The 18121-nt window shown below is 64.7% G+C and carries 16 protein-coding genes and 1 riboswitch; of the genes, 9 read left to right on the forward strand and 7 right to left on the reverse strand.

Going from position 1 to position 18121, the window contains the following annotated elements:
- Positions 1–55: 55 nt before the first annotated feature.
- On the reverse strand, positions 56–523 hold the full coding sequence (locus tag ACTIFK_RS17735) for a L,D-transpeptidase family protein (protein WP_439544342.1): 468 nt from the start codon (positions 521–523) through the stop codon (positions 56–58).
- Between the two features lie 183 nt (positions 524–706).
- Here ACTIFK_RS17735 and ACTIFK_RS17740 point away from each other — a divergent pair, with 183 nt between their 5' ends.
- The gene (locus ACTIFK_RS17740) at positions 707–1393 is read left to right on the forward strand and encodes a response regulator transcription factor (RefSeq protein ID WP_439544343.1); all 687 of its coding nucleotides are present in this window, start codon (positions 707–709) and stop codon (positions 1391–1393) included.
- A 190-nt stretch (positions 1394–1583) separates the two neighbouring features.
- The gene (locus tag ACTIFK_RS17745; RefSeq protein ID WP_439544344.1) at positions 1584–2108 is read left to right on the forward strand and encodes a Crp/Fnr family transcriptional regulator; all 525 of its coding nucleotides are present in this window, start codon (positions 1584–1586) and stop codon (positions 2106–2108) included.
- A gap of 83 nt (positions 2109–2191) precedes the next feature.
- Here the strand turns inward: ACTIFK_RS17745 and ACTIFK_RS17750 are convergent, their stop codons facing one another.
- From ACTIFK_RS17750 to ACTIFK_RS17760, 3 genes are all read right to left on the reverse strand, one after another.
- The gene (locus ACTIFK_RS17750) at positions 2192–3421 is read right to left on the reverse strand and encodes an ammonium transporter (protein ID WP_439544345.1); all 1230 of its coding nucleotides are present in this window, start codon (positions 3419–3421) and stop codon (positions 2192–2194) included.
- 327 nt (positions 3422–3748) lie between these two features.
- Positions 3749–4666 carry a hypothetical protein gene (locus ACTIFK_RS17755; protein WP_439544346.1) on the reverse strand — a complete coding sequence of 306 codons (918 nt, stop codon included), beginning with the start codon at positions 4664–4666 and terminating at the stop codon, positions 3749–3751.
- A gap of 206 nt (positions 4667–4872) precedes the next feature.
- Entirely contained in the window at positions 4873–5547 is a 675-nt protein-coding gene (locus ACTIFK_RS17760) for a YggS family pyridoxal phosphate-dependent enzyme (protein WP_439544347.1), read from the reverse strand.
- Positions 5548–5649: 102 nt separating this feature from the next.
- Between ACTIFK_RS17760 and fic the strand changes: the two genes are divergently transcribed.
- The 6 genes from fic to ACTIFK_RS17790 all read left to right on the forward strand — a co-directional run bounded on the left by fic (position 5650) and on the right by ACTIFK_RS17790 (position 13419).
- Positions 5650–6888 (forward strand): protein adenylyltransferase Fic, encoded by a 1239-nt coding sequence (gene fic, locus ACTIFK_RS17765; protein ID WP_439544348.1) that lies wholly within the window; start codon positions 5650–5652, stop codon positions 6886–6888.
- Positions 6889–7102: 214 nt separating this feature from the next.
- Entirely contained in the window at positions 7103–9739 is a 2637-nt protein-coding gene (gene leuS / locus ACTIFK_RS17770) for a leucine--tRNA ligase (protein ID WP_439544349.1), read from the forward strand.
- A complete protein-coding gene (locus tag ACTIFK_RS17775; RefSeq protein WP_439544350.1) occupies positions 9726–10322 on the forward strand; it encodes a hypothetical protein in 597 nt (198 codons plus the stop codon). Before leuS ends, ACTIFK_RS17775 begins: the two co-directional genes overlap by 14 nt.
- A 172-nt stretch (positions 10323–10494) precedes the next feature.
- Positions 10495–11535, forward strand: a complete 1041-nt coding sequence (holA, locus tag ACTIFK_RS17780; protein ID WP_439544351.1) for a DNA polymerase III subunit delta — start codon at positions 10495–10497, stop codon at positions 11533–11535.
- Positions 11536–11683: 148 nt separating this feature from the next.
- Entirely contained in the window at positions 11684–12685 is a 1002-nt protein-coding gene (locus tag ACTIFK_RS17785; RefSeq protein ID WP_439544352.1) for an adenosine kinase, read from the forward strand.
- Positions 12686–12864: 179 nt separating this feature from the next.
- Entirely contained in the window at positions 12865–13419 is a 555-nt protein-coding gene (locus ACTIFK_RS17790) for a hypothetical protein (protein ID WP_439544353.1), read from the forward strand.
- A 244-nt stretch (positions 13420–13663) separates the two neighbouring features.
- On the opposite strand, the gene argE is transcribed toward ACTIFK_RS17790, so the two are convergent.
- The 3 genes from argE to ACTIFK_RS17805 all read right to left on the reverse strand — a co-directional run bounded on the left by argE (position 13664) and on the right by ACTIFK_RS17805 (position 16565).
- Positions 13664–14827 carry an acetylornithine deacetylase gene (gene argE, locus ACTIFK_RS17795; RefSeq protein WP_439544354.1) on the reverse strand — a complete coding sequence of 388 codons (1164 nt, stop codon included), beginning with the start codon at positions 14825–14827 and terminating at the stop codon, positions 13664–13666.
- Between the two features lie 29 nt (positions 14828–14856).
- Positions 14857–15267 (reverse strand): Co2+/Mg2+ efflux protein ApaG, encoded by a 411-nt coding sequence (apaG, locus tag ACTIFK_RS17800; protein ID WP_439544355.1) that lies wholly within the window; start codon positions 15265–15267, stop codon positions 14857–14859.
- 80 nt (positions 15268–15347) lie between these two features.
- Positions 15348–16565: an O-succinylhomoserine sulfhydrylase gene (locus tag ACTIFK_RS17805; protein ID WP_439544356.1), complete on the reverse strand. Its 1218-nt coding sequence runs from the start codon at positions 16563–16565 to the stop codon at positions 15348–15350.
- 92 nt (positions 16566–16657) lie between these two features.
- A riboswitch (SAM riboswitch) is annotated at positions 16658–16736 on the reverse strand.
- Positions 16737–16838: 102 nt separating this feature from the next.
- On the opposite strand from ACTIFK_RS17805, the gene ACTIFK_RS17810 reads away from it, so the two are divergent.
- Positions 16839–17990: a 2'-deoxycytidine 5'-triphosphate deaminase gene (locus ACTIFK_RS17810; protein ID WP_439544357.1), complete on the forward strand. Its 1152-nt coding sequence runs from the start codon at positions 16839–16841 to the stop codon at positions 17988–17990.
- The last annotated feature ends 131 nt before the right edge of the window (positions 17991–18121 follow it).

An 18121-nucleotide genomic window follows, 5' to 3' on the forward strand; every position in this document is an offset into this window, starting at 1 on the left:
CGTGCTCCAAACTCGGCCCGGGGCTTCGCGCTCCGGGTCCTTTTCTTTTTGGCGATCAGACGATGACGAGGCGCGTCTCGGGGCCGATGCGGGCCAGCACCTTCAGAACGTCGCGGTAGGCGAGCGCAACGCAGCCTTCCGTGGGGCGAAGTCCCTCTCGCGCGACATGCAGGAAGATGGCGCTGCCCGCTTCGCGGCGGCGTGGCCGGCGATTGTAGCCGATGACGACCACAACATCGTATTGGCGGTCGTCGCGCCACAGGCGCTCAGCGCTCTTCGGATAGGGAAGGCTGACACGCCGATTGTAATTGCGGTCGTCTGCTGCGTCGCACCATCCATCGTGGCGCCGCGTCGCGACAAGGCGCAGCGACGACTGCGGCCTGCGGCGAGCGTCCGGGCGGAAGTAGCCGCCTTCAAAACGGAACACGCCACGGGGGGTCGCGCCGTCGCCTTCGCGTTTGCGGCTCACGATGCCGCCGCGGCCGAGGGCGCAAGGGAGTGTGAGATTGCCGCAGCGAAGCATTCCGCGTGCGCTGCCCGGCGAAAGGCTTCTCACGACGATGTGACGGGCAATGATGATGTTTCCCTTTCCCCTACGACGGCGGCCCCGCTAACCCTCGGGGTTCACGGCACCCTACCTCACGGCGGGAGCAGATGCTAAGAGGGTGCGTCTGCCATCACCCCAGCAACACCGGAGCCCCAGAGAATGAGCGCTGCACGCAAGATCCTGCTTGTCGATGACGACGAGGATCTCCGTGGATCCCTGCACGACCAGCTCGCCCTCCACGAGGAGTTCGAGGTGTCCGTCGCCGGCACGGCGTCCAAGGGAATCGAGGCGGCGAAGGCGGGCCATCCGGACCTGGTGGTGTTCGACGTCGGCCTGCCGGACATGGATGGGCGGGAGGCGGTTCGCCTGCTGCGCAAGACCGGGTTCAAGAGCCCCGTCATCATGCTGACCGCGAACGACAGCGATGCGGACCAGATTCTCGGGCTCGACGCCGGCGCCAACGACTATGTGACGAAGCCGTTCAAGTTCGCCGTGCTGCTGGCGCGCATCCGGGCGCAGCTGCGCCAGCACGAGCAGAGCGAGGACGCGGTTTTCGGCATCGGGCCGTACACGTTCAAGCCGGCGTCGAAACTGCTGATCGACGACAAGGGCGGCAAAATCCGCCTGACGGAAAAGGAAACGGCGATCCTCAAATACCTCTACCGGACCGGCGACAAGGTCGTTTCGCGCGAAACGCTGTTGCATGAAGTCTGGGGCTACAACGCTGGCGTCACGACGCATACGCTCGAGACGCACATCTACCGGCTTCGCCAGAAGATCGAGAAAGATCCTTCGAATGCTGAGATTCTCGTGACCGAGACCGGCGGCTACAAACTCGCGTCATGAACAGGTTATCCAGCGGTCGTCCACACTCCGACGGCTGACGCTGGACCGGCACCCCCGAATCACCGGACCTTTCGCCTCGCGCCGATTGCAAGAGGCCCGGGCGTGCGGCCCGAATTCTTGCCTTTCTGCATCCCGGCGCATCGGTATCGCGTAACGCATGCCGAGTTCATGTTTGCGGGGATTTATTGTCATGGCGATCGACGCGCTGGTGCTGCCACTTCTCAAGGTGCCTCTGTTTCAAGGGCTGAAGCCACTTCAGTTGACCGAGATCGCGCGCCGCGCGGATCGGATCGTTTACAAGCCGGGCGATGTCATCGTGACGGCGCAGGCGGAGACGGATGCAGCCGTGCTCGTGATTTCCGGCGAAGCGGTGCGGACAGTCGGTCCGGGGCTCGCGGGCGACAGCGAGGATATTCCGCCAGGCGCTTTGATTTCAGAAATGACGATGCTGATCGAGACCGAGTGTTCGTCGACGGTGGTGGCGCGCACGCCGGTGCGGGCGCTCAGGATCACGCGTGCCGAAATGCTGGCGCACATGACGGCCGATCCGTCGCTCGCCGATCATTTCATCGAAAAGATTTCCGGGCGCTTGTCGGCGTTCGTCGAGGACCTGCGCGCGATCGACAGGTCGCTGGCCGGGTCGTCCGAGACGTCGAATGCGAGCGAGGCGCCGGCGGCAGAGACCGCCGCTGACGCGCCGGCCGTGCTGCATTGATCGCAGTCGGAATGTTCGTCGAATAGAAAAAGGCCGGAGCGCATCGCTGCGCTCCGGCCTTCTTGTTTGCAGGCCGTCTGGTGTCAGACGCGCCCCATGCGGACGTCGTCTTCCGGGTTGGCGCCGATCTTGTGAATCGAGAGGTCCGCGCCGCGCCGTTCTTCCTCGGCTGACAGGCGGAGGCCGAAGACCGCATTGACGAAAGCGTAGACCGCGATGCCGCAGACGAGGCCGAAGCCCGCTCCCAGGACGCTGCCGACGAGCTGGGACTGGAACGTGACGCCGCCGAGGCCGCCGAGCGCCGTCTGTCCGAAGATCCCGCAGGCGATGCCGCCCCAGAGCCCGCACAGGCCATGCAGGGCCCAGACGCCGAGGACGTCGTCAATTTTCCAGCGGTTGGAGGAGACCTGGAACATGACGACGAAGATGGCGCCGGCCGCACCGCCCGTCACGAATGCGCCGATGGGATGCATGATGTCGGATCCCGCGCAGACGGCGACGAGCCCCGCCAGCGCGCCGTTGTGCACGAAGCCCGGATCGTTGCGCCCGGCGACGAGCGCTGCAAGGATGCCGCCGCACATGGCCATCAGGGAGTTGATGGCGACGAGGCCGGAGATGCCCTTGAGGCTTTGTGCGCTCATGACGTTGAAGCCGAACCAGCCGACGCACAGCAACCAGGAGCCCATGGCCAGCCACGGGAGCGACGAGGGCGGGATGCCGACCGACCGGTTGCCGTCGTAGCGCCCGAGGCGCGGGCCGAGGCAGAGGATGGCGCCGAGCGCGACCCAGCCGCCGAACGCGTGCACGACGATGGAGCCCGCGAAATCCTTGAAGTTGGCGCCGAGCATGCCGAGGAAGACCGTTTCCTGGATGCCGAAGTTGCCGTTCCAGACGACGCCTTCGATCAGCGGGTAGGCGAGGCCGACGATCAGCGCGGTGGCGGCGCATTGAGCCCCGAAACGCGCGCGCTCGGCGATGCCGCCGGAAATGATCGCGGGTACGGCGGCGGCGAAGGTGGCCAGGAAGAAGAACTTCACGAGCGCCATGCCCTGCGGAGCGAAGGCCGGGTCGCCGCCGGAGATGGCCGCGGCATCGGCGAGGAACATCACGCCGTACGAAATCCAGTAGCCGATGAAGAAGTAGCAGACGGTCGAGATCGCGAAGTCGACGAGGATTTTGACGAGCGCGTTGACCTGGTTCTTATGCCGGACGGTGCCGACTTCGAGAAAGGCGAAGCCGCCGTGCATGGCGAAGACGAGGATGGCGCCCATCAAGAGAAAGAAGACGTCGGCGCCTTGTAGCGTTGGATCCATTTTTTTGCCCCCGGGCCCTGAGTGTATTTTGTGCAATGTGGCGTGAAATTGCGCCCATTGCTTATTGTGCGGGCCGAAGGATCAAGATTTGTGCCAGAGCGCGTTTGAAGGCGTTTCCCCCGATATTTCAAACGAGAAAGGCGCGGCACCTTTCGATGTCGCGCCTTCGATGATGAAAATTTAGGCCGCTGCGAGCGACGTGCTGCCTCAAGAGCAGGCAGGCTTGGTTTTGTCGTGCTTCTTCTCGATCACTTGGCTGGCATGGCTTCGCCACTCGGTTGCTGGCATGGCTTCGCCATGACCGGTTCCCACTTTTCCGGAAGCACTCTACCGGACGCGGCGCGGGTTCATGTAGAGGTCGGTTTCCTGGCGGTCCAGCTCGGGCTTCACCTTGCCGGCGAGCACGCCCTTGTAGAGGCGCTTCATGTGGCGGCGGCACTCGCCGTTGAAGACCATCATGGAGCCGAACAGCTTCATTACCGTCATCAGGCGCTTGTCGGCGCCTTCGCGGATCTGGCCCTTCCACTTGCCGCCGATGGAGAACACCTTGCCGTCGAGATAGCCGACCGTTTCGCCGTTCTGATCGATCAGCGCGTAGTCGCCCCCGAGATTGATGAAGGCGCGCTTCAGCCGGTAGAATTCCGGCGTGCCCTTGCTGTCGATGATGAAGAACGAGAAGTGCTCGGGCATGAACGGCCATTTGTTGGCCGAGCGCTCCAGGTAGATGATGTAATTGTCGTCGTCGGTGTTGATCGAATAGGTCATCACCGGCAGGCCGCGCGCGCCGATCGTCTGCTGCAGCGAGCGGCCGACCATCAGGTCCATGGTGGCGCGCCAGCCGAGGTTCGGCGTGAAGAGCTTGAAGACCAGGCGGCGGTCCATGCCGGTCGCCTTCTTCCAGATTTCCTCGCGATAGCCGAACAGGCCCGTGCGCTCGCCGTTCTCGATGATCTCGCCGAAGATATCCATGTCGGACGTGAACTGGCGGGATTTGGCGCGGTTGCGCGTGCGCTTGTAGATTCCGAACTCCGTGAAGTTCAGGTCAGTGAGCCAGATGTCGACAACGAAGCGGTTCCAGCCGTCGGAGGCGCGCTTCGAGGCCTTCTTGCCCTTCTTGGCAACCGTCTTGGTTTCGGCGGCGGTCTCCTTGGCCTCTTTGAGGACCTCGGCGCGCGCGTCGCGGGCGGCATCGGCCGCTGCTGCGTCGGCGCGGGCGTCTACGACCTTGAGTGCGGGTGCGTTCATGCCGGTCTCCCTCTCTTGGCGCTCTCGTCGGCGGGCTTGGAATCCCGGCGCGAACCGAATGGTTCCCCGGACCCGCCCGAGCGAATCACACAGTTGCCGAAAGGCTAGCATCGGGGGCCGGTCGGCGTGGGGCACGCCAGGGCCGCGGAAACGCGAAAGCTGTGGGTAGAGAGAGAGGCAGTAGGCAGTAGGCAGTAGGGGAGATGTTAGCGGGCGCCGAAGATGGCGGAGCCGACGCGGACGTAGGTGGCGCCGAATTCGGTGGCGGTCTCGAAATCGCCGCTCATGCCCATGCTTAGCTCGGGGAGGCCGAGATCGCGGGCGAGCTTGGCCAGGAAGGCGAAGTGGACGGCGGCTTCTTCGTCAACGGGCGGGATGCACATGAGGCCTGCGATTTCGAGGCCGAGCTCGTCACGGCAGTGGGCGAGAAAGGCTGCGGTCTCTTTCGGTGCGATGCCCGCCTTCTGAGGCTCCTCGCCGGTGTTGACCTCGATGAACAGCTTGAGGCGTTTGCCCTGGCGCTGCTGCTCGTCGGCGATGGCGCGGGCGATCTTCGGGCGGTCGACGGTGTGAATGGCGTCGAACAGCTCGACGGCTTCGCGGGCCTTGTTCGACTGCAGCGGGCCGATGAGGTGCAGCTCCGTGTCCGGATAGCGGATGCGTAGGTCCGGCCACTTCGCCTTGGCCTCCTGGACACGGTTCTCGCCGAACAGGCGCTGGCCGGCGTCGAGAACAGGCGTGATGTCGGCGGCTTCGAACGTCTTGGAGACAGCGATGAGATGCACGGATGCCGGATCGCGCCCGGCCTCGCGCGCAGCGGCAGATAGGCGCGATTGGACGTCGGCAAGGGCGGCGAGCGAGGAGGCGGTTAGGTCGGTCATGGGGCGCGTGAAGGCTCCTTATGCCCTAAAATTATAGAAATCAGTGCATGATTTAGCGACGTGCACTTTAACAGGGCATGTCTGGAGAATATGCACTGATTTTTGCGTTTTCAGTGCTCGATTGTCTCGACATGCCCTGGCATAGGTCCTATTGGACAAACGTGCACTAAAAATCATGGAATTAGGGCCATCATGGTATTCAATCCCAGCGTTCCCCATAATGCGCTGCCAGAGCTTCCTCCCTTTCAGGACATCGAGACCAAAGCCGTTCTGCGGAAATGCATCGACGCGACCCGGAGGCTGGAGGGGCTGCGGCAGGCCGCAAAGCTGATCCCCAATCAGGATGTCTTGATCAACTCCATTCCGCTCAGAGAAGCCCAAGACAGCTCCGAAATCGAGAATATCGTCACGACCAACGACAGGCTCTACCGCTTCGCCAATACCGACGGCGAGCATGCCGATCCCGCGACACGAGAAATCCTTCGCTACCGAACCGCGCTGCGCAATGGGTTCGACAATCTCAAAGTCCGGCCTCTGACGGTGCAAACGGCCCTCACCTTGTGCCGGACGATCAAAGATTACGATCTCGACGTCCGCGCGCTGCCCGGCACGACGATCTCAAACCGCTCGACGGGACAGGTCATCTATACGCCGCCAGAGGGCGCCGATGTCATCCGGGCCAAGCTCAGCAATTGGGAGACGTATCTGCACGCGGAGGATGGTGTCGATCCCATTATCCGCATGGCGATCGGTCACTATCAGTTTGAAGCCATTCACCCGTTTCCGGACGGCAACGGCCGCACCGGTCGCGCCCTCAATATTCTGTATTTAATCGAGCAAAAGCTGCTCGATCTGCCGATTTTGTATCTCAGCCAGTACATCAACGCGAACCGCGACAGCTATTACAAACTCTTGAGCGGCGTCACAGCCGAGGGGGCGTGGGAGCCCTGGATCCTGTTCATGCTCGATGCCGTCGAGCAGACCGCGGACTGGACGACGAGGAAGATCGAGGCCCTCAAGACGCTCATGGACGACACCGTGCAGTATGTGAAGGCGGTCCAGCCGAAGATCTATAGCCGGGAACTCGTCGAGCTGATCTTCACACAACCCTATTGCCGAACGGGGGACCTAGTTGAAAACAGGGTCGCGAGCCGCAACATTGCCGCCAAATACCTCAAGGAGTTGACGGCCGCCGGGGTGCTCGAGCAAAGAAAGGAAGGGCGGGAGGTTCTGTACCTCAACACGCGGTTCCTGGATTTGCTCAAAAGCAACCAGCATGGCTTCAAGCCTTATCCGCTCGAAGGTGCCGGTGCTGCGCTGGGGGTCGGGGCGGCACGGTAAAATCAGGATATGTCGGCCAAATAGGCTTTCTCCGACCTATCTCGCTGAACGTGTCGACGGCATCGACATGTTTAGCCCCTCATGTCGACAAATCCGCTAAACATCGACATGAGGACTTGCGACCCCGTGGCGGCAGGACGCTGCCTTGACCCGCCCGTGCCTTTCGGGCTCATTACGCCGCAAACCTTAATCCCGAGACGTACGAAAGCCCCCCATGGCCAGCGAACGATATAACGCGCCCGCACGAGAGAAGCATTGGCAGAAGGCCTGGGAGGACGGCGAGATCTTCCGTGCCTCGGACGACCGCAGCAAGCCCAAGTGCTACGTGCTCGAGATGTTCCCGTATCCGTCCGGGCGCATCCACATGGGGCACGTGCGCAACTACGCCATGGGCGACGTGTTCGCGCGCTTCAAGCGGGCCAAGGGCTTCAACGTGCTGCATCCGATGGGGTGGGATGCGTTCGGCATGCCGGCGGAGAATGCCGCCATCGAGCGCAAGACGCACCCGGCGACGTGGACCTACGCCAACATCGACGCCATGAAAACGCAGTTGCGCGCGATGGGGCTTTCGCTCGACTGGAGCCGTGAGCTGGCGACGTGCAGCCCGGACTACTACGCCCACCAGCAGAAGCTGTTTCTCGACCTTTTGAAGACCGGCCTCGCTTATCGCCGGTCGTCGAAGGTGAACTGGGATCCGGTCGATCACACGGTGCTCGCCAACGAGCAGGTGATCGACGGCCGCGGCTGGCGCTCGGGCGCGCTGGTGGAGCAGCGCGAGCTGACGCAGTGGTTCTTCAAGATCACGGCTTATTCGGATGAGCTGCTGGATGCGCTCGGCACGCTCGACAAGTGGCCGGAGAAGGTGCGCCTGATGCAGGCGAACTGGATCGGCCGGTCCGAGGGCATGCTGGTGCGCTGGGCGCTGGATGGCGCCACGGCGCCCGCGGGGCAGTCCGAACTCGAAATCTACACGACGCGGCCGGATACGCTGTTCGGCGCGTCGTTCATGGCGATCGCGCCGGATCATCCGCTGGCCAAGTCGGCGGCCGCGACCAATCCCGGGCTGGCGGCGTTCTGCGACGAATGCCGGCGCATGGGAACTTCAGTGGCCGATCTCGAGTCGGCGGAGAAGCGCGGCTTCGACACGGGCATCCGCGCCGTGCATCCGTTCGACAAGGACTGGACGGTGCCGGTCTATGTCGCCAACTTCGTGCTGATGGACTACGGCACTGGCGCGATCTTCGGTTGCCCGTCGGGCGATCAGCGCGACCTCGATTTCGCGCGCGCCTACGACCTGCCCGTCATCCCCGTCATCCTGCCTCCGGGCGCGACGGCCGAGAGCTTCATCATCGGCGACGAAGCGGCCGACGGCGACGGCACGATGATCAACTCGCGGTTCCTCGACGGACTGTCCACGGACGCCGCCTTCGAGGAAGCGGCCAGCCGGCTCGAAAAGGCCACCCTGGGCGGCCGGCCCGCCGGCCAGCGCAAGATCAACTACCGCCTGCGCGATTGGGGCATCTCGCGCCAGCGCTACTGGGGCTGCCCGATCCCGGTGATCCATTGCGAGGATTGCGGCATCGTGCCGGTGCCCGCGAAGGATCTCCCGGTTCGCCTGCCGGATGACGCGACGTTCGACAAGCCCGGCAATCCGCTGGACCGTCATCCGACGTGGAAGCACGTCGACTGTCCGACCTGCGGGAAGGCGGCGCGGCGCGAGACGGACACGATGGACACGTTCGTCGACAGCTCCTGGTACTACGCGCGCTTTACGGCGCCGCACGCGGCGACGCCGATCGATACGGACGCGGCGAATTACTGGCTGCCGGTCGATCAATACATCGGCGGCATCGAACACGCGATCCTGCACCTGCTCTATTCGCGCTTCTTCTATCGCGCGATCTCGGATTCCGGGCACGGCACCAAGAACTTGCGGGAGCCGTTCGCGGCGCTCTTCACGCAGGGGATGGTGACCCACGAGACCTATAAGTCGGACGCCGGCGCGTGGCTGCTGCCGAACGAGATCCGGTTCGAGGGCGAAGGCGACGGGCGGCGCGCGGTCGAGGCGGCGACGGGCAAGCCGGCGGTCATCGGCTCCATCGAGAAGATGTCGAAGTCGAAAAAGAACCTCGTCGATCCCGATGACATCATCGCCGGCTGGGGCGCCGACTGCGCGCGCTGGTTCATGCTCTCCGACAGCCCGCCCGAGCGCGATGTCGTTTGGACGGAAGCGGGCATCCAGGGCGCGGGCCGGTTCGTGCAGCGGGCCTGGCGCGTGGTGGACGAGCTGGCCGACAAGGCTGCGCCCAAGGGGTCGCGCCAGCCCGAAACGCTGTCGGCTGAAGCGCTGGCACTGCGCCGCGCCGCCCACAAGGCGACGCACGCCGTGGCGCAAAGCATCGAAGCCTTGCGGTTCAACGTGGCCGTGGCGCAGATCTATGAATTTACCAACATCTTGTCGGCTGCATTGGCCAAATCCGGCGATGGAGCAAAGACCAGCGAAGATGTCGCCTGGGTTCTACGGGAGGCCGTCGAACTATTGGTGCAGATGATCGGCCCCATGATGCCTCACCTCGGCGAGGAATGCTGGGCGCGGCTCGGATACAACACTTTGCTCGCCAATCAGCCTTGGCCGGCCGTGGATGCGGCGTTGCTCGTTGACGATAAGATCACCATTGCCGTACAGGTGAATGGCAAGCGCCGCGACGAGATTTCGGTAGCGCGCGACGCTGCGGAAGACGAGATCAAAGCCGCCGCTCTGGCGCTGGATCCAGTGATCCGGGCGCTGGAAGGGCGGCAGCCCAAGAAGATCATTGTCGTGCCGCAAAGGATTGTGAATGTCGTTGCCTAACACGGGCGGGACCATGCGTGCAGGCGTCATGAACCGGAATGTTTCGAGCCGGACTGGCGGGTGGTACTCGGCATCGCGGCTCGCGATGGCGGCGGCGATCGTCGTGCCGTTTCTGGCAGCGTGCGGCAACGGCGGCTTCAAGCCGCTGTACGGCTCAGCCGGTATCGGCGCAAACGCCGACGCGCGGCTCGCCAAGCTCTCCGTCACTACAATCCCGGGCCGTGTTGGCCAGCAGATCCGCAACGAACTGATCTTCCACGCCACCGGCGGCGGCGGCGAAGTCATCAATCCGGAGTTGCGCCTCGATGTGGCCATCCGCGAGAGCGTGACCTCGACCCTCGTCGAGATCGACGGCAACTCGCAGGGCCAGATCTACAACGTCGAAGCGAAATTCCAATTGATCCGTATTTCGGACAAGACCGTCGTTGCTTCCGGCACGAGCTTCGGACGCGCCAGCTTCGAGCGCAATCTCTCGATCTTCTCGAACGTCCGCGCCCGCGAAGACGCAGAAGACCGCGCCGCGAAGGTGATCGGCGAAGATCTCAAGGCTCGCCTCTCCGCCTATCTCGCAGGCGCCGCCTAGAGCCGTTCCGCTTTAAGTGGAAGCGCGGAACGACTCTAGATCTTTGTGTTGTCGTGCTTCTTACCGGAAAACCGGTTCCCACTTTTCCGGAAGCACTCTAGCTTTCACTTATCCGTCTCGTCCCGGAGCTGATCCCCAAGCGACCTTCCGGCTGCTTCTGAAGGCGTTTCCCATGGTTGCCGTCAAGGCGCATCAGGCCCAGGCGTTCCTCAACGCGCCCGACCCCAAAATCCGCGCGGTGCTGTTTTTCGGGTCCGACGTCGGGCTCGTCAGCGAGCGCGCGCAGATGCTCGCGAAGGCGGCGGCGCAGCGCTCAGACCCGCCGGGCGAGATGATCCGCCTCGACGACGCCGATCTCGACAACGATCCGGACCGGCTGGCGGTGGAACTCAATACGGTGCCGATGTTCGGCGGCCCGAAAATCATTCGCACAACCCAGAGCCGGCGCGTGACGGCGGCGCTGCTGAAGCCGCTCGTCGAGGGCGGCGTGCGGGAGGGCGTGCTGATCGTCGAGGGCGGCAACCTGAAGCCCGACGACACGCTGCGCACGCTGTTCGAAAAATCTCCCGTGGCGGCCGCCATCGCCTGCTATGCGGACGCGGCCCAGGATCTCGAAGGGCTCGTTCGCGACATCCTGCGGGAGGCGAACGTGACCATTTCATCCGATGCCCGCCATGCGCTGGTCGAGCGGCTGGGCGCGGACCGGGCCCTCTCGCGCGGTGAGATCGAAAAGCTCGTGCTGTACGTCGGGCCAGGTGGGGCCATCGATGTGGCCGAGGTGGAGGCCATCGTCGGCGACGTGTCGGAACTCGCGCTGGAGCGGATCACGAACGCGGCGGCGGCCGGGCAGGCGGCCAAGGCGGTCGCGGAGTGCGGGCGGGCGGTTTCGGCCGGTGAAAGCCCGCAAGCGATCATCGCGGCCACGCAGCGGCATTTCCAGCGGTTGCACCGGGTGCGGGCCGCACTGGATCGCGGCAGCTCGCTGGAAGATGTGCTCCGGCAGATGCGCCCGCCGCTGCATTTCAAGCAAAAGGATGCCTTCGCCGCTCAGTGTCGCCTCTGGTCCGCGCCGCGGCTCGACGATGCGCTGGCGAGAATTGCAAGCGCTGCCAAAGCGGGGCGCCTGGCGGGGGCGCTCGAAACGGCGTTGTCGGAGCGTCTGATGATGGGCCTCGCCATGATGGTGAGCGGCCGCGGCGACGCGCGCCGGTAGGGCCCGGCGGCTGCCGAGCGATACCGGCCTTAGGGGGGCTCGGGCGGGCGGCATTGAACCCTGTGCAGTACTGCGCGGGCATCGCGTTGCTCCCGGCGCGCCAATGGTATAGTCCCAGCACGCTCAGGGACGAGACGGGGAGAGACTTATGGCAGGCTCGCAATACGATGTGGTCACGATCGGCAATGCGATCGTCGATATCATCGGCCGGTGCGACGACAGCTTTCTGGAGCGTCACGGCGCACCCAAGGGGCAGATGAACCTTGTCGACACGCCTCGCATCGACGCTCTCTACGCGGCCATGGGGCCGGGCCTGGAAATCTCCGGCGGCTCGGCCGCCAACACGGCTGCCGGCATCGCCTCGCTCGGCGGCCGGTCGGCGTTCATCGGCAAGGTCGCCGAGGACGAGTTCGGGCGCATCTTCCGGCACGACATCCGCGCCACGGGCGTCGCGTTCAATACGCCCGCGGTCGTGGACGGCAATCGCGCCACGTCGCGGTCGCTGATCCTCGTCACGCCGGATGGCCAGCGGACGATGAACACCTTTCTCGGAATCAGCACCGATCTCGACCAGGGCGAGGTGGATCCGGCTGTCATCCAAAACGCCAACATCGTCTATCTTGAAGGCTACCTGTTCGACCGCGACGAGGCCAAGGTCGCGTTCCGGCAGGCCGTCGATATCGCCAACAAGGCCGGCCGCCGCGTGGCGCTGACGCTGTCGGACTCGTTCTGCGTCAACCGCCATCGGGCGGAATTCCTGGACCTTATCCGGTCCGGCATCGCCATCCTGTTCGCCAACGAGAGCGAGATCCTGTCGCTCTACGAGACCGAGAATTTCGAAGAGGCGGCCGCGCGCGTGGCGAAGGACACGCCGCTCGCCGTGCTGACGCGCAGCGAGAAGGGCTCCGTCATCATCTCGGAGGGCGAGCGGATCGTCGTCGCCGCCGAGCCCATCAGCAAGGTCGTCGATACCACCGGGGCGGGCGATCTCTATGCGGCGGGCTTCCTGTTCGGCCTGGCACACGATTACGACCTGGAGGCGGCTGGGCGGCTTGGCAGTTTTGCGGCGGCGGAAATCATCGGCCAGATGGGGGCGCGCTCGGAGGTGAGGCTCTCCAACCTGGCGCGTATCCGCGGGTTCATCGGCTAGGGGTGGGAGGCGGCGGCCTTCCGCCTTTGTTCCCGCTGACATACAAGCTGAAGCATCATTTTCGCAACAATTGTTAAGCCGACCGCCTTTGTTCTTGGTTCTTCTCACTTTTTCTTCTTTGCAAACCCAGCCAAAAGTCCGCAAGATTCCGGTCAATGAATCGGCAATTGGATGACGGCATGCCCTCCGAAGATGCCCGCCGCGGCCGCCCCAAGGGCAGCGGACTGGACGACAGTTCGCAGCTCCGCCGCGTGGCGGACCTGCTCGAGGCGGACCCGAATCTCAGGCCGACGACCGCCATCAAGGCGATCGGCGTCTCGGACCCCTCGACCATCCGCCGTCTCCGGGAAAAACTGAAAGTCGAACCGCTGCGCAGCCCGGGTGGCGACGTGGCGCACTCTTCAGCGGCGTTCAGCGCCGCTCCACAGGTTTCGGACCGTGCGCCGGCAACGGCTGGCGCGGGGTTCGCGAGCGCCGCCTCGTCTGTCGAAATGGGCGCAGGGTTGGCCGAGGCATCTGTTTCGGCCTCATCCGATCCCGAGGCGGCTTTGTTTACCCAGTGGTGTGCGTTGGGCCTTTCCGCCGTCGCTTCGACACTCGAAGCGCACGTGGCCCTGATGACTGACCTCCTGCGTACTCCGCAGGTCGATTATGCCCTGCGTCAGCAGATCCTGTTCAACGAAGTCGCGAAAGCGTTGTGTCCCAAGCGTTCGGATATCCGAACTTTTCACTGACCTAATATCTCCAAACCAACACGACCTAAGGCCGCCCCCAAGCGGCCTTTTTTCATGTCTTTTTTCATACTGTACGCAAGCTCAGAGAGGGATCGTTCAAGACGCGTTGTGCTGTGTGGAGGGCCGGCGCAGTCCGTGCGGAGCATGGCTTCGCCATGACGGCGCCGGGTCGCCTCGCTCCCGGGCGCTTTGCGCCGCTTTCTTCGTCCTCAAGCTGTCGCGCCAGAAGCTCTGTCGCGGGCGCTCAGGCTTCGGCCCAGTCGGCGAGGCGGCCCATGAAATCCAGGCAGCTCTCGATTTCGGAGACGGCGATCCATTCGTCGGCGGTGTGGGCCTGCGCGATGTCGCCGGGGCCGCAGACGACGGACGGGATACCCGCGGCCTGGAAGAGGCCGGCTTCGGTGGCGTAGGACACGGCCTGCGTGTCGTTCTGGCCGGCGAGCTTCAAGGCCAGGGCGACGATATCCGACGCGCCGGCCGCGAACGGCGGCACGCGGTTGGTCTGGCGTATTGTGATGCCGGCCTCAGGGGCGACGCGCCGCATGTCCGGCAGAAGCTCGGTGTCCGCGAAAGCCACGAGGCGGCGTTCGATGGCGTCGATGTCGACGCCGGGGAGCGCGCGCACTTCGAAGCCGAAGCGGCAGAATGCGGGGACGATGTTCGCGGCGATGCCGCCCGAGATTTCGGTGACCTGGAGGGTTGGAAACGGCGGCGTGAAGCGGACGTCCGGCGGCAGCGCCGCGAGATCGCGCTCCAAGCGGTTCAACTCGGCGATCAGGTGCGCGGCGGTGGCGATGGCGTTGACGCCGAGCGGGGCCATGCTGGAATGAGCGGCGCGGCCGGTAATCTCGACCGACCAGCGGACCGGTCCCTTGTGCGCGTCAACGACGGCCATCGAGGTCGGTTCGCCGACGATGACGGCGCGGGGCTTCGGCAGCCTGTCGCCCAGCTCGGCGATCATCGGGCGCACGCCCGTGCAGCCGGTTTCCTCATCGTAGGAGAACAGCAGGTGGATCGGCGTCTTGAGCGGGCGGGTCTTAAAAGACGGAACCATCGCCAAGGCGCAGGCGAGATAGCCTTTCATGTCCGCCGTGCCGCGGCCGTAGAGGCGGCCCTCGGCCTCGCGCAACGTGAACGGGTCGGAGGTCCACGCCGACGCGTCCGCGGGCACGACGTCGGTGTGGCCGGAGAGGCCGATGCCCGGCACGCCGGCCGGCCCGATGGTAGCGAACACGGAGGCCTTTTCGCCATCGGCCGTCGGGACAATCTCGGAGCCGATGCCCTGGCCGGACAGGTAATCCTGCACGAAGGCGACGATGGCGCGGTTCGGCTTGTGGCTCGTCGTGTCGAAGGACACAAGGCGTTCCAGCAGCGTGATCGCAGATGAGGTTACGTCCGGCTTCGGCATCGTCGTTCGCTCGCGGTGGTCTCGACGTCTCAGTTCACGCGCCGCATCGCGTCGTACGGGCTGTCGAGCGAAAAGGCAGGAATGGCGACGTCGAACAGGCGGCCGCCCTCGTCGGTCATCTGGTAGCTGCCGACCATGATGCCGGAGGCGGTCGAAAGCGGGCAGCCGGACGAGTAGGTGAACGACTGGCCGGGTGGAATGACGGGCGTCTGCCCGACGACGCCGGGGCCGCGGATTTCGTCGGTTTTGCCGTTCGCGTCGGTGATGCGCCAGAGGCGGCTTTTCAGCTGGACCGTATGCTCGCTCTCGTTGGCGATCTCGACGGTGTAGATCCAGAAAAAGTAGGCTTCGTCCGGCGTCGATTGATCGTCGGAATACTCGGGCGACACGCGGATGCGTATGCCTTCGGTCACCTGCTCGTAGGGAGTGTCGTCGCTCACGGGGGCTGTCTGCCTCTCGGTTTCGTGAGCATTACCATGCAGTCGCGCGCAGCCGTCAATGTTTTCAAGCCGCAAAAAGACTAGGACGTCCGCGCGGCCTTCACGGCGGCTTCGAGATCGGCGGCGAGATCATCCGCGTTTTCAAGGCCGATCGACAGCCGCAGCATGCCGTCGGTGATGCCGAGCTCGGCGCGCGCCTCGGGTCCGATGCGGTAGTGCGTGGTCGTCGGAGGATGCGTGATGATCGACTTCGAATCGCCGAGGTTGTTGGAAATCTTGATGATCTTCAACGCGTTCTGAAGCTTGAAAGCAGCTTCCTTGCCGCCCTCGACCTCGAACGCGATCATCTGGCCGCCGCCGGTCATCTGCTTCTTGATGATGTCGGCCTGCGGATGGTCGGCGCGCCCGCAATAGATGACGCGGCTGATGCCCGTCATGCCGGCGAGGCCGTCGGCGACGCGGGCGGCCGTTTCGGTCTGGGCGCGCACGCGGATCGGAAGCGTTTCAAGGCTTTTCAGCATAACCCAGGCATTGAACGGGCTCAGCGACGGGCCGGTCTGGCGGATGAAATCCTGCAGGTGGTCGGTCAGGAATTTTTCAGAGCAGAGCACCGCGCCGCCGAGGCAGCGGCCTTGGCCGTCGATGTGCTTGGTCGCCGAATACACCACGACGTCCGCGCCGTATGCGAGCGGGCGCTGCTGCATCGGCGTTGCGAACACATTGTCGACCACCGTGATGATGCCGTGCTCGCGGCCAAGCGCGGAGACGGCGGCGATGTCGACGACATCGAGCGTGGGGTTGGCGGGCGTTTCGAAGAAGAAGCCGCGCGTGTTCGGGCGCAGGGCGGCTTGCCAGTTTTCGATGTCGCGGCCGTCGATCAGCGTCATGGAGATGCCGAAGCGCGGGCACAGCGTCTCGACGATGTAGCGGCAGGAGCCGAACATGGCGCGGGCGGCTACGATATGATCGCCCGCCTTCAAAAAGCAGAGCAGGCTCGCGGTGACGGCCGCCATGCCGGTCGCGGCGGCGCGGCAGACTTCGGCGCCTTCGAGCAGGCGCAGGCGCTCCTCGAACATCGAGACGGTGGGGTTCGAAAAGCGCGAATACTGGAAGCCGGGGTCTTCGTTCTTGAAGCGCGCCTCGGCCTGTTCGGCGGAATTGTAGACGAAGCCCTGCGTCAGGAAGAGCGCTTCCGAGGTCTCGCCGAACTGCGAGCGCATCACGCCGCCGTGGACGAGTTGCGTTTCGGGGCTCCAGCTCGCGGGGTCGGCCGAGACCGGGGTCTTGTCGTTTGCCATCGCTCGTGTCCTTCGCGCGGGCGTATCCGGTCGCCCATGAAAAAACCCGGCCGTCCTCCCCGCTTGCATGAGCCAGGGCGGACCAGAAACCGGGTCGCGCGCGTGGGCCCTCTTTAGCGAGTTGTTTAACGTGGCTGCAAGCCGGCCGGCCAAATCACCACGATGCGGGCCGAGAATTGAGGCGCGGCCCGCGACAGGAGCGGATTAGACCCTCCGGCCTCTTGGCGTCAAGAGGCGCTTCGTCTAGGACGCAAGCTGAAAGGGAGCCTCCCGATGACGAACGACGCCAAGAATGCCGCCGAGCCAGCCGCCGAGACCGTGCCGCAACCTCCGCTCGGAGCCGCTGCTGCCGTCGGCATTCTGCCGGTGCAGGCCATTCGCGCTCTGATCTCGGCTGGGGCGCTGGCGGGCTCAGTGCCGATCGAAGCCGGCCAGCTCCAGCCCGCGAGCGTGGATCTGCGGCTGGGGCCGAAAGCCTACCGGGTGCGCGCGAGCTTCCTGCCGGGGCCGGGCGGCGCGGTCGCGGACCGGCTCGCCGATCTCAAGCTGCATGAATTCGACATCGAGAACGGCGCCGTGCTCGAGACGGGCTGCGTCTACGTCGTGCCGCTGCTCGAGAGCCTGAACCTTCCCGGCGCCATTTCGGCCTCCGCGAACCCCAAGAGTTCGACCGGCCGGCTCGACGTGTTCACGCGCGTGATCGCCGACGGCGTTTCGGCCTTCGACCTCGTGCCGGCCGGCTATCGCGGGCCGCTCTATGCCGAGATCTGTCCGCAGACCTTCCCGATCGTCGTGCGTAAGGGATCGAAGCTGTCGCAGCTGCGCTTCCGGCATGGCGATCCGCGCGAGAGCGATGCGGATTTGGAAAAGCTCCAGGCGGCGATGACGCTGGTGTCCGGTACGACGGCCGACATTCATGACGGCATCGCACTGTCGGTGGCGCTCGCGGGCGACGGCGACGGGCTGGTCGGCTACCGGGCGCGCAAGCATACCGGCGTGGTGGACGTCGACCGGCCGGGCGCGTGTGCGGTGGCGGACTACTGGGAGCCGGTGCGCGCCGATGCCAAGCAGCGCCTGATCCTCGATCCGGATCAGTTCTACATTCTCGCCTCCAAGGAAGCCGTGCACATTCCGCCGACGCATGCGGCCGAGATGATGCCGTTCAATCCGCTCGTCGGCGAATTCCGCGTGCACTACGCGGGCTTCATGGATCCGGGCTTCGGGCATTCTCCGGCCGGCGGCGCGGGCTCGCGCGTGGTGCTCGAGGTTCGCTCGCACACGGTGCCGTTCATTCTCGAAGACGGGCAGATCATCGGGCGGCTGGTCTACGAGCGCATGATGGAGGTGCCGGAGACGCTCTACGGCCGCGATCTCGGCAGCCATTACCAGGCGCAGGGACTGAAGCTGAGCAAGCATTTTAGGTAGGGCGGCGGAGAGTTCCGAGGCGCACGCGCATTATCGGACGTCGCACGTGGGGACACTGGCGTGGGTCCCCTGAGTTCACAAACGAAGTGCAACACCTTGTCGGCGAGGTGTTGCGATGGGAAAGCCCTACG

Source organism: Hyphomicrobium sp., from assembly GCF_051860585.1.
In the GTDB taxonomy this organism is placed as follows: domain Bacteria; phylum Pseudomonadota; class Alphaproteobacteria; order Rhizobiales; family Hyphomicrobiaceae; genus Hyphomicrobium_C.